The following is an 11,221-nucleotide window of genomic DNA, read 5'->3' as shown; positions in this document are numbered from 1 at the left end:
AAGTATTAAGTCAATTGGTATACTGATGGGTCAACAAGCTTCATTAATGCGATACAAATCTGAGGATTACTTGAACGTGCTGTCTTTAACATTTTTCCTAAGAACAGCGAAAATAAAAAGCCCAATGACTAAGCACTGGGCTTTGGGGCAAGTATAAAAATTGAAAATGTTATGAGTTCGAGCGCGCTTGGGTCGACTCTCGAGTAATGAGTTTAGCTTCAAGTACATGTTGAAATGGCGTTTCTTGCGGCTGCGAAATATGCTTTATTAACTCCTCTACTGCAATACGTGTCATCTCTTCGACAGGCTGTGCAATGGTCGTTAGTCCAGGCCAAATATGCCGAGCGATCGGCGCATTATCAAAGCCTGCAATAGACAACTGTTGCGGCACTTTAATTTCACGTTGCGTAGCCAACTTTAAAACGGCAGCCGCCATATAGTCATTTGAAGCAAAAACAGCGGTCGGCCTAGGGTCTAGATCTAAAATCGCTTTTGCGCTGTCTGCACCCGAATGGTAACTGAAATTACCTTCTGCGACTAAACGCGGCTGAAAATCTATACCATGCTTTGCGATCGCGCGCTGATAACCGGAAAAACGATTTTCTGTGGCACTGTGATCTGGGTGACCTTTGATAAATGCTATTTCGGTGTGACCTAACTTAATCAAGTGCTCTGTAAGTTCAAACGCGCCCTGTTCATCGTTACTTCTAATCGAAATGGAGTCATCTCCTTCAATTGCCGACGCGACACGTGCATACGGAATTTTTCGCTGCTTTAAAAAAGCTATCAGCTCTTTGGAGTCTGAAAATGGTGGGGTAAGTACAATTCCATCTAATCTTGAAGTCGTCAGTAACTGCTCAACGTTATCAATAAGGTCTTGACCACGCAGTTCACATGGGTGGATCAATAAGTTGTAACTGTGTTTTTGACATGCCTCAAGCGCACCACTTTGCACGCGCGTGATGTAACTCTTTGATGGATTATCGTAAAGGCAACCAATAATAAAGCTGCGGTTTTGTGCCAGACCCCGCGCGATTGGATTTGGTTTATAATTTAATTCTTCAAAAACTTTTAGCACTTTTTCGCGAGTTGCCGGACTGACATTAGGTTCGTTGTTCAAAACCCGAGAAACTGTCTTTTTTGACACTCCAGCATACTCAGCAACGCTATTGATAGTTACTTTTTTCATTGGCCTACCTTAACGATCCTCGTCGCTCGTGAATACAAGCCGCAGCACCAATTAGTGGAATATTATCCTGCACCACCAAAGTTACTGGAATTTGGCTGGTATACTGCGACATCATGCCTTTTTCAGTAAAGCGCTCAACAAAGCTACTTGCTTGCAATCTAGTCTGCATGCGAGGCAATATCCCACCGCCAATATAAACGCCACCTAAAGCACCAAAAGTCAGCGCTAAGTCGCCTGCTACACTGCCCATCCAGTCGCAAAAATGTGTAAGCGTCGCGTCACACACTTTACATTCTTTGGCAAGAGCACTAACTTGCGCAGCGTTTAAGTCTTTTGCTTGCTCACCACGCACTTGCGCCATGGCTTTGTAAAGTCTTGCGATACCGGGGCCAGAAAATACAGTCTCAACAGAGACATGCTGAATGCTGGCACGAAGGACTGTCAATAATTCTTTATCTAAAGCGGTCACCGGCGCAAGTGAAATATGCCCTGCTTCACAGCTCATCACTGCACTGCCGTTAATATCTCGCGCAAGACACGCAGCCCCAAAACCAGTTCCGGGTCCCATCACCCCAATATTAGCCCCTAACTCTGGCTGGCCTTGTTTAATTACAAGGTTTTTCTCTAATGCTAAATATGGTGAAGCATACGCAAACGCGGCGAAGTCGTTTATAACCGCCAGTTCGTAAAAGTCAAACTGTGATTGAATGTCTTCAGAATTAAAATGCCAACCAAGATTAGTTAGGTGTACTTGCTGAGACTTAATAGGACCTGCAACCGCTAAACACGCTCGGCGTGGTTGTGGGATGGGTAACTCAGTTAAATATTTTTGGATAGCGGCTTCAAAAGATTGGAATTCAGCACTTGGAAAAGTAACTTGGTGAGTGATTGAAAAACGATTAGTTTGTGTGTCGAAATCTGACACTATAGCAAATCTAGCATTTGTTCCCCCGATGTCGGCAACGACAATCGGTTCAAACGGCACGGATGAATGGCTTGTTGTCTGGCTCATATTATTATCTCTTTATCACTGCGATTATGCTTGGGCTAACATCAGAGCTGCCAGCACACGTCCTGCAATTTATTGTCTCAGCTAGCCAAAATTTGCACGCCTTGGCTTTTGCTCTTACCTAAACTGAATTAATTGGTAAAAAAATGCTGCCCTTGGCATAGGGCAGCTAAATACGTTTTGACAACAAAATGATAAAACACCGACATTATGACACCGGTGTCAGAGTGTATCAATAAAAATTTGCAAATTCTCTTAAATTGGTTGAAAAAAATTCTCAATGGCTGACAATATCACAGTCCAAAGCGTTGAGAAAAACATGAAAGGTAAAGCAACTTCATTTGATATTGCCCACTATGCAGGCGTATCACAATCTACCGTGTCACGCGCCTTAAGAAATAGCCCGTTGGTTAACGAAGAAACACGCCGCCGTGTCCATGAGATTGCAAAAAAGCTAAATTATAAAGTCGATAAAAACGCCAGTAACCTGCGTACCCAACAAAGTAGCACACTTGCACTATTACTATTTGAAGACCCAACGGAGGATGAATCACAGATCAATCCTTTCTTTTTAAGTATGCTGGGCAGTATTACTCGCGCATGTGCAAAAGAAGGTTACGATTTATTAGTCTCGTTTCAATCCACCAGCAGTGATTGGCACGCTGACTATGAAGATAGTCATCGCGCTGATGGCCTTATTTTACTGGGTTACGGTGATTACATCGACTACCAATCGAAATTACAAACCCTACTCGACAATCACACTAAATTCGTCTGTTGGGGCGCATCTGTTGATGATCGCCCTGATCTAACAGTGAGCTGCGACAATTATGGCGGTGGTGCATTGGCCGCTAAGCATTTAATTGAAATGGTAAGGACTGATTGTGCGTTTATTGGCGATGCTTCGGATCATAGTCCTGAATTTTTCGCTCGCTTTAAGGGCTTTAGAGATACTCTCAAGCAAAAGGCGATTGAAGTCAGCGATCGTAAAATAGCCAATGCCATCTCCACAGAAGACTCAGGTTACCATGCGACCCGCTCACTTATTGCCAATAACGTGACATTCAATGCGCTTTTTGCCGCCAGTGATCTTATTGCAATTGGCGCTATCAAAGCGCTACAAGAAGCTGGGATCCGCGTACCGCACGACGTACATGTTGTTGGTTTCGACAACATAGCTGCGGCCGGTTATGTCTCTCCATCTTTGACAACAGTACAGCAAAATACCACGCTGGCAGGTCAAATGCTGGTTGATAATTTACTTCGGCTGATCAGAGGAGAACAAGTAGCCGATACACTACTGCCACCTAAACTGATTATCAGACAGTCTTCACGGTAACAGTCGCGATAAAAATGCCGAGGTAAACCTTGGCATTTTTATCGCTTGTATTCGTTATTGCAATTTATTATCTACAATTGGGTAGTGATCCCACACTTGTTTTTCTTGTAGTGAACGAACCAACTTTACGTATTCTGCGTGTGTCCAAGCTAGTGGTGTCGCTGAATTAGTTCCTTCACCGAGCGTATATTCAAAGGTATTCTTACCCACGCCATCCCATACTTGCTCTGGTAACATCATGCCCTCATTAGCAAAATGCTCCATCGCTTTGACATAAGTATTTTTTATTTTGCTCTGCTCATCGATACTCAGCTCACCGTCTAGCAGTGCTAATGCAATGTCATAATGACCCCGTTCACCGGTGAAAAACGGCCATACCCGACCACGCTGACCATCAGTATTTTGTCCGCCTTCAGCATAATTTGTTCCGCGCTTTTCATCTTCGCCATAGCCATCATTACCATAGCGGCGATAACCCGGGTAGCTATTCACATCGCCATCAAATTTAAAGCTGTATTTTACTCTCAAGTTTTCTGCAATCGTTTCATCATCATATTCAGGCATTGTTGCTACAATACTTGGCGCATCTGCCGCCCTTACCCCATAACGCACAAGCTCCAAAAAGCCACCATCAATGATCTGTTTCTTATCCATACCTTGACGGCCATTATTTGCGTTTAATGGTGTACTCGAGTTCGGGTCTTTATCCTGACCAATTCGGAAGAAATAACGCCCATCACTTTGCTTACTCTGTAAGTTACCTTCGGTGGTGAACATTAAGGCTTCAACTTCACGATTATACTGCTGTGCTGTTGCTAGGAACTTTTCTTCTCCAGCTTTGTCACCAGCTAACTTAGCAATGTCACTTGCTGTGATTAAGCCTGAAATGATGGCAGCCGTAGTTGATGGGGAGTAACCATTTTGCTCTTCCCAACGCTCTTGCTGAGTTGCTGGAGGCATGATCTGTGTGTCATTCCATAGTATTTTCGCCAGTCCCCCTTCAACCAAAAAGTTGGCAGCCGGTTTGAGCATTTTGTTGTACCAGTACACCAACTTCTCATCACTTAGGACACCTGCTTGCCACAGTTTCCATGCTAGCATAATTGGCATTGCAGTTTGATCAAGCTGTACGCCCACCCACTCAAGTTCACCATCAACATGGGTCTTTTGCAAGAACCACCCCGTATCACCTTGGTTACCTGGTGTTGTATCCGTGACTTGGACTTTTTCTAAATATTCAAATGCAGTTAGTGCTGTTTGCTCATCACCCATCGCTAAAAATGCCATTGCCACTTGGTAAAAATCGCGTACCCATACTGCTTTATAACCCGTATGGCCTTGCTCTGCAGGCACTGTATCTCCCCACGGGTTAGATAATGATGCGATCAAGGCGCCTGCATGGGTTTTATCTTCTTGTGCTTTTAATACAAGTGCACTGGTATACAAGAGCTTGCCATTATCTGTTGTGTTAGCGGTCATTGAGTTAAGTGGTTTAAGGCTGGTGATATAGTCTTGCCACCCTATCGCCTCTCCTTCACCATTATAATCTGCCAATACTTGCCCATATCCTTTAGCTAAAGAAGCTGCGCCTTCAGCAAAACTTTTTTGCGCTGAGTGACCAAAGCTCAAGGTTAAATCAAAGGTATTACTACCGCTAATAGTGCCCAAATTTGCCAGCCAGTTCACATTCCCTGACGTTTCCCCTGTGGTGGTATAAGCTTGAGCTATCTTACCTGTAGACTCCAGCATTGATAAATTATCGCTGGAGTCTGTAAAGCCAACAGAAGCTTCAACAAACCCCGTTTTGCTTTGCAACGATAAATAATTATCACCTTCCCACGCCAATAGCCCTTGATCTGTTACTTTTGCAAAGTCATTTAAACCATTGTTATTGACGTAAGGATTAACGTTCACAAACGCCTTAACAGCGTTTAACTTACTATCCACCTTTGCTCTAACAAATAACGTTTGCCTTTCAGGGTCTGTAAAAATATGCTTTTCAAGCGTAAAGCGACCTTGCTTATCTTTGCTGACCACTTTGTAGGCGAGAGACAGTGGACGGCCACTATCATCCTTGTGCAGGTAATCTATGGTCACATCCAAGCTATCTGTATCCGATTCTTTAACCACAAACCCATCACCAACAATGATAAACTGCATGTCTTTAATTTGCGCTTGGTGGATAAGACCAAACATAGTTTCTGTGATCATGCCTTTAGCAAGCGAAAACCATACCTTTGACACAGCTTTGGTAGAAGCTGCATCACTATATTGCCCACTTTGATAAGCCTCGTAAGACGTGCCAATACCTGTTTTACCTGAGTAAGCCCAATAAGGTTTGGCACCGGGGGCACCCGGTGCTGAATGTGAATCGATTGCTGATTGCTGAGTACCGCAACCAATAAGGCCCGCACTGACAAGCGCAAGTGCAATTGTTGAATACTTAATCATGTTGTTCTCCTTATTGAGCCTTAATCGTGACTCTTGAAACAGCTAGTGCAGCGAGTAAAAACGATACGCCCCCAATAATCAGTGCAAATATCGGTTGGTTGTCAAAACCGTGGCGCAAAATAAGTCCTAAAATACTGGCAGCGAGTAATTGTGGAATAACGATAAAAAAGTTAAATATGCCCATAAATACTCCCATTTTACTACTCGGAAGTGCATTACTCAGCATGGCGTAAGGTAGTGACAAAATTGATGCCCAAGCAAAGCCAATCCCAACCATAGGGATCCACAGTAGTGTTGGGTCACCGATAAATTTAAAACTGATTAATGCAACAGCACCAAATGACAGGTTTGCAGCATGCGCCCCTTTAAGCCCGATACGCTTCACCATAAACGGGATCACCATAGCAGCGATGGCCGCAAAGCCATTGTAGGCCGCAAACAGCACTCCAACCCAATCTGCACCGTCGTTATAAAGTTTGCTGGTTACATCCGAAGTACCGTAATGAAAGCTCGTTACCGCGGAAGTGGTGTAAATCCACATCGCGAATAAAGAAAACCAGCTAAAAAATTGCACCACTGCAAGTTGCAGCATGGTTGTTGGCATCGTGAATAGATCAAAAATCACATGATAAAAGCCATTATTTACGCTTTGCTTTCGCTGCATTACATGAGCTACGGCAAATACCATGGCAAACGCAATTAATAAGCCACTCAATAAATAAAGTTCCTTTTCAAGCTTCATTATCGCCACAGCAAGTAACACACAACCACCAAAACTACCCGCTATTACAGCGCCTTTTAAAAAGTTGACCGGTACATTTGCGGTGCTTATTTGCGGCTGATGAGTTTGCGCTTTTTCAAATGCAGCTAATTGCTCTGGGCTATATTCCTTTGTGTTGACAATAGTCCACATCACCGCAACGAATAAGGTAGCCCCACCCCAATAAAAAGCATATTTTACCGATTCAGGAATTTGTCCTGCTGGTGCTGTATTACTGACATCAAACCAATTGGTCATCATCCAAGGTAAGGCTGACGCAACCACAGCTCCAACGCCAATAAAAAAGCTTTGCATCGCATAACCGTTGGCACGCTGCTTTTCATTTAGGTTATCGCCAACCAACGCTCGAAACGGCTCCATTGTCACATTAATTGACGCATCCATGATCCATAACATACCGGCTGCAATCCAAAGGGTTGGTGAATTAGGCATAATAAACAGTGACAACGTCGTGAGAATAGCGCCCCACAGGAAGAAAGGTCTCCTGCGTCCCAACTTACCCCAAGTTCTGTCACTCCAATAGCCAATAATAGGTTGAACAATAAGGCCTGTTAGTGGCGCAGCAACCCACAGAATAGGAATGTCATCGACTTGTGCACCTAACGTTTGAAAAATCCGGCTAACATTGCCATTTTGCAATGCAAACCCAAATTGGATCCCTAGAAAGCCAAAGCACATGTTCCATATCTGCCAAAAACTGAGTTGTGGTTTTTGTTGTTCTTGTTGCATAGATTACTTCTCTAGTTGATATACCGCACTCGCCAGTGGTGCAAGGGTAATTGTGGCTTTGACCTGCTCGCCAACTTCACTCTGTTGTAATTGTAAATTCGCGTGCGCCTCGAGAATATCGCTGTAGCGACCTTGCCAATCTGCGGGCAAGTGCACTGTTACAGTTCGAGATTGTTGTGCGTCAAAATTACTGATAACAAGCAGTTTTTGTTGGCCTAGCTTGCGGCCAAATGCCATTATTTTCTCAGTATTGATAGGGTCATCACTGTGTGTAGCCACTGGACTGTATTGTCCTGCAGCTATCGCGGGTTGCTTAGCCAGATTCAAAAGCTTAATGTAGTAGTTGCGCAGCGATACTTGCTCTTCGCTCAGCAATGCACCATCAAACTTACCGTGGTTCATCCATTTTTGATGTTCGGGCACCCCAATATAATCAAAAATACTGGTACGGCTAGGGCTGCCAAATCCTGCCTGTTCCGAGCCATCTTCCCCTACCGTTTGACCAAAGTAGATCATAGACGGAGCTGTGCTTATAAGATGACTTACCACCATGGCAGGTTTACCTTTAAGTGCATCTCCAGCAAACTCAGGACTTGCGATCCGCTGTTCATCATGGTTTTCTAAAAAGTGCAGCATATGCGGAGCAATATCCGCAACTGACTGATGAATATCTAATACAGTTTGAGCATCTCCTTTTCCTTGCATTAAGGCTTTTAGGGTGTCATAAAAACCAACCTTATCATAAAGGTAATCCATCTTCCCTTGTTTGATATAAGGCCGATATAAAGCTGGGTTATATACTTCAGCTAGCAAAAATGCGTCTGGTTTTTTTGTTTTAATCGATGAGTTTAAAAAGCTCCAAAACTCTACTGGCACCATTTCAGCCATATCGTAACGAAAACCATCCACCCCTTTTTCTAGCCAAAAATGGGTAATAGCTTGGAACTTATACCAACTGTCTGGCAGCGATTTGTGTTGCCAAAATTCGAAGTGTGCTTGATAGCCCTTGTCTGCATATTCATCTGGTAGGCGGTCAAAATCATAACTACCATCAGGCTTAACCCCATAGTTTACTTTGACGGTTTCATACCAGTCATTGATATCTGGCTTTGCTGATCGAGCGCCGTTCCCTGTCCACTTCGCCGGAATTTCAGTAAATTTACCATCAGCAAGAGGGTGTACATCACCACCTAGCACTTGATAATCATCGCTGCTTGGCACTTCAAATGCTTCACCTACGACATAATAAAAATTATTGTTCTTCGCATAAGTGACTTGCGTGTCATCATTATCGCCAAAATCTATCGTTCCATTTGGTGCCCCTAAAGATTGATAATTACGGGCAACGTGATTTGGTACAATATCGATAATGACTTTAAGCCCCGCCTCGTGGGTGCGTTTAATTAGCGCCTCAAACTCTGCAAGACGTGCTGAGGGGTCATTAGCAAGATCAGGGTCAACGTTATAGTAGTCTTTGATTGCATAAGGTGAGCCAGCTCTGCCTTTCACCACATCTGGGTCATCTTGACCAATGCCATATTTACTATAGTCAGTGACAAGTGCATGATGAAGCACGCCAGTATACCAAACATGGGTTACCCCCATGCTTTTTAACGCCAGCAGCGCCGTTGGAGTGAAGTCAGAAAACTTGCCTACACCATTTTCTTCTAGTGTTCCCCAAGGTTTATTAACTTGTTTAGTATTACCAAATAACCGAGTAAATACCTGATACACGACGGGCTTACTCAATAGCACAACCTCAGGTTGTAGCGTCATCTGCTGTGACTTTTTGTCGATAGGCGCAGGGCTACAGCCAGCTATACTCACTGCACCACCTAAAAGGGCTGAAACAGCCAATAATAAAGATTTATTTTTCATAATGTTGTCATACTGCTGTTTTAACAGAGTCTACTTGCCTCACTGTTTATTTAGAACGACCTGCATACGTATTCACAGAACTACTCATCGTTATTCTTCAGGCTTTATGACTAGTGATAAGCGCTGTTAAGCAATATTTAACTTAAGCTCCTGAGAATAAATGCCTTTTTCACGCTCACTGTGTTGAACTCGATGCTAATAGTCGGTTACCTTCAAGTAACTTGGTCTGGTTATTTATGAAAAGTTGAGGCAAGCGCATCTAGTTCCAATCGATGTGCTTTAAAATTCAATCCACATCGTCTCAAGTAATCTTCAATTTTTTCGATATTATATTGCTTAGCTAACGCGTTGCCTGGTTTGAGCTGAGCCTGATCTGGATAGACTCCATAGCCTGCAAGCAGACAGTGCCAGCTAACCGATGGGTAGTACTGATCAATATTTTGGCGCGTCAATTCATCCGATAAATTATTGCCTGACACCCAAGTTTGCAGCACATTAAATAGTGAGCGAGATAGGTTGTTATTATTTGCATTATCAAGCCAATACTGTGTATCCGTGCGACTATTTACACGATAATGGGCAACAATATAATCTCTAATGGCTTGATAGCGCGTTGCGATCGAATGGTTATGTTTGTCGCGATTCCCATCCGTGAATCCTGCCTCTTGATAACACTCTATAAAGCTTTGCACAGTCTCTTGAACTATGTGTAAAGCCGTCGCCTCTAATGGTTCTATAAACCCTTGAGATAAGCCAACAGCAATACAATTATTTTTCCAGTGGGTTTTCACTTGACCCACTTTCATTTTTATATGGCGAGCTTCAACGTCTGAGTCTAGTAAACCCAGTGCGGCCCTTAACTCTGTTTCGGCCTGATCTCTATCGCAATAGCGCTGACTATATACATAGCCATTACCGTTCCGGTTGGTTAATGGGATATGCCAAGACCATCCGTATTTGCGCGCCACCGACTCGTTTCAGAGCGAATGATATCGCCTTGTTTGGTTGCTAATACCACCGCAGCATCATTAAACAAGTTATTGCCAAATGATTCAAAACCGACATCAAGTGCTTGTTGTAGCAGTAAACTCTTAAAACCTGAGCAATCGACAAAAATATCTCCAGCGATTTCTACGCCCAGTGAGGTAACAAGTGCCGCAATGTCACCATTCACATGCTTTCTCACATCTGAAATTGTTGCATCAATATGCTTTACATTGCGCTTTTCGGCTTCACGTGCCAAAAACTCTCCCAACAAACTTGAGTCAAAGTGGTAGCCGTAATTGATTTCGAACGGAAAGTTTTGTGCAGCAATTGGCGACTTATTTGTGTTCGCTAAATGAGTGGCCAAAAAAAAGTGGTCTGGATGACCTTCAACATCAATTGCCTTACGCCTCACGAAGCTATTATGAAAAAATGCAGGTGCAGAGTAGTCATCTGGCTGTGCGGGAAAAGGATGAAAGTAACTGGAAAATCCGGTTTTCGTTGACCAATCAATAAATCGGATCCCATTTTTGTATGTCGCGTTGCAAGCTGGCATCCATTGAGCTTCCGAAATACCAAGGTAATCCATAAAGCCCTTAAATTGTGGTGTTGATCCCTCACCAACCCCAATAATACCGATACTGGAAGACTCAACAACGGTGATTTCGATCGCTTTATCTGCCCAACTCTTAGCCATCATATTTGCAGCCATCCAACCAGCAGTTCCGCCACCTAAAATCACTATTTTTTGGCTTTTCATCGTCTTCATACCTTAACACTGTCAACATTGCTTATAAAAAGCTGAGTAATACCTATTTTCTTAATTAAGTGGTCTATTTTGAAGCGAGAAAATCTTGTCGA

6 protein-coding genes and 1 pseudogene are annotated in these 11,221 nt (G+C 43.4%); 1 reads left to right on the top strand and 6 read right to left on the bottom strand.

Going from position 1 to position 11,221, the window contains the following annotated elements; all coding sequences use genetic code 11:
* Positions 1 to 169 precede the first annotated feature (169 nt).
* On the bottom strand, positions 170 to 1,189 hold the full coding sequence (locus D9603_RS03555; RefSeq protein WP_125253207.1) for a LacI family DNA-binding transcriptional regulator: 1,020 nt from the start codon (positions 1,187 to 1,189) through the stop codon (positions 170 to 172).
* A 4-nt stretch (positions 1,190 to 1,193) separates the two neighbouring features.
* A complete protein-coding gene (gene glk / locus D9603_RS03550) occupies positions 1,194 to 2,201 on the bottom strand; it encodes a glucokinase (protein WP_128730162.1) in 1,008 nt (335 codons plus the stop codon).
* A gap of 316 nt (positions 2,202 to 2,517) precedes the next feature.
* On the opposite strand from glk, the gene D9603_RS03545 reads away from it, so the two are divergent.
* Positions 2,518 to 3,537: a LacI family DNA-binding transcriptional regulator gene (locus D9603_RS03545; RefSeq protein WP_128730164.1), complete on the top strand. Its 1,020-nt coding sequence runs from the start codon at positions 2,518 to 2,520 to the stop codon at positions 3,535 to 3,537.
* Between the two features lie 54 nt (positions 3,538 to 3,591).
* On the opposite strand, the gene D9603_RS03540 is transcribed toward D9603_RS03545, so the two are convergent.
* From D9603_RS03540 to D9603_RS03525, 4 genes and pseudogenes are all read right to left on the bottom strand, one after another.
* Complete coding sequence (locus D9603_RS03540) at positions 3,592 to 5,988, bottom strand: glycoside hydrolase family 15 protein (protein WP_128730161.1); 2,397 nt, start codon at positions 5,986 to 5,988, stop codon at positions 3,592 to 3,594.
* A 10-nt stretch (positions 5,989 to 5,998) separates the two neighbouring features.
* The gene (locus D9603_RS03535) at positions 5,999 to 7,498 is read right to left on the bottom strand and encodes an MFS transporter (RefSeq protein ID WP_128730160.1); all 1,500 of its coding nucleotides are present in this window, start codon (positions 7,496 to 7,498) and stop codon (positions 5,999 to 6,001) included.
* A 3-nt stretch (positions 7,499 to 7,501) separates the two neighbouring features.
* Positions 7,502 to 9,376: an alpha-amylase family glycosyl hydrolase gene (locus D9603_RS03530; RefSeq protein WP_128730158.1), complete on the bottom strand. Its 1,875-nt coding sequence runs from the start codon at positions 9,374 to 9,376 to the stop codon at positions 7,502 to 7,504.
* Positions 9,377 to 9,606: 230 nt separating this feature from the next.
* Positions 9,607 to 11,120, bottom strand: a pseudogene (locus tag D9603_RS03525) (tryptophan halogenase family protein).
* Positions 11,121 to 11,221: the final 101 nt, after the last annotated feature.

The sequence above is a fragment of the Pseudoalteromonas sp. PS5 genome (genome assembly GCF_004103255.1).
Taxonomy (GTDB): domain Bacteria; phylum Pseudomonadota; class Gammaproteobacteria; order Enterobacterales; family Alteromonadaceae; genus Pseudoalteromonas; species Pseudoalteromonas peptidolytica.
The sequence above is the reverse complement of the archived record's forward strand: the minus strand, read 5'-3'. Positions and strand labels throughout refer to the sequence as shown.

Excerpts from the sequence above, each read along its gene's own strand:
- glk (WP_128730162.1), bottom strand. The coding sequence starts at position 2,201 with ATGAGCCAGACAACAAGCCATTCATCCGTGCCGTTTGAACCGATTGTC.
- D9603_RS03555 (WP_125253207.1), bottom strand. The coding sequence starts at position 1,189 with ATGAAAAAAGTAACTATCAATAGCGTTGCTGAGTATGCTGGAGTGTCA.
- D9603_RS03540 (WP_128730161.1), bottom strand. The coding sequence starts at position 5,988 with ATGATTAAGTATTCAACAATTGCACTTGCGCTTGTCAGTGCGGGCCTT.
- D9603_RS03535 (WP_128730160.1), bottom strand. The coding sequence starts at position 7,498 with ATGCAACAAGAACAACAAAAACCACAACTCAGTTTTTGGCAGATATGG.
- D9603_RS03545 (WP_128730164.1), top strand. The coding sequence starts at position 2,518 with ATGAAAGGTAAAGCAACTTCATTTGATATTGCCCACTATGCAGGCGTA.
- D9603_RS03530 (WP_128730158.1), bottom strand. The coding sequence starts at position 9,376 with ATGAAAAATAAATCTTTATTATTGGCTGTTTCAGCCCTTTTAGGTGGT.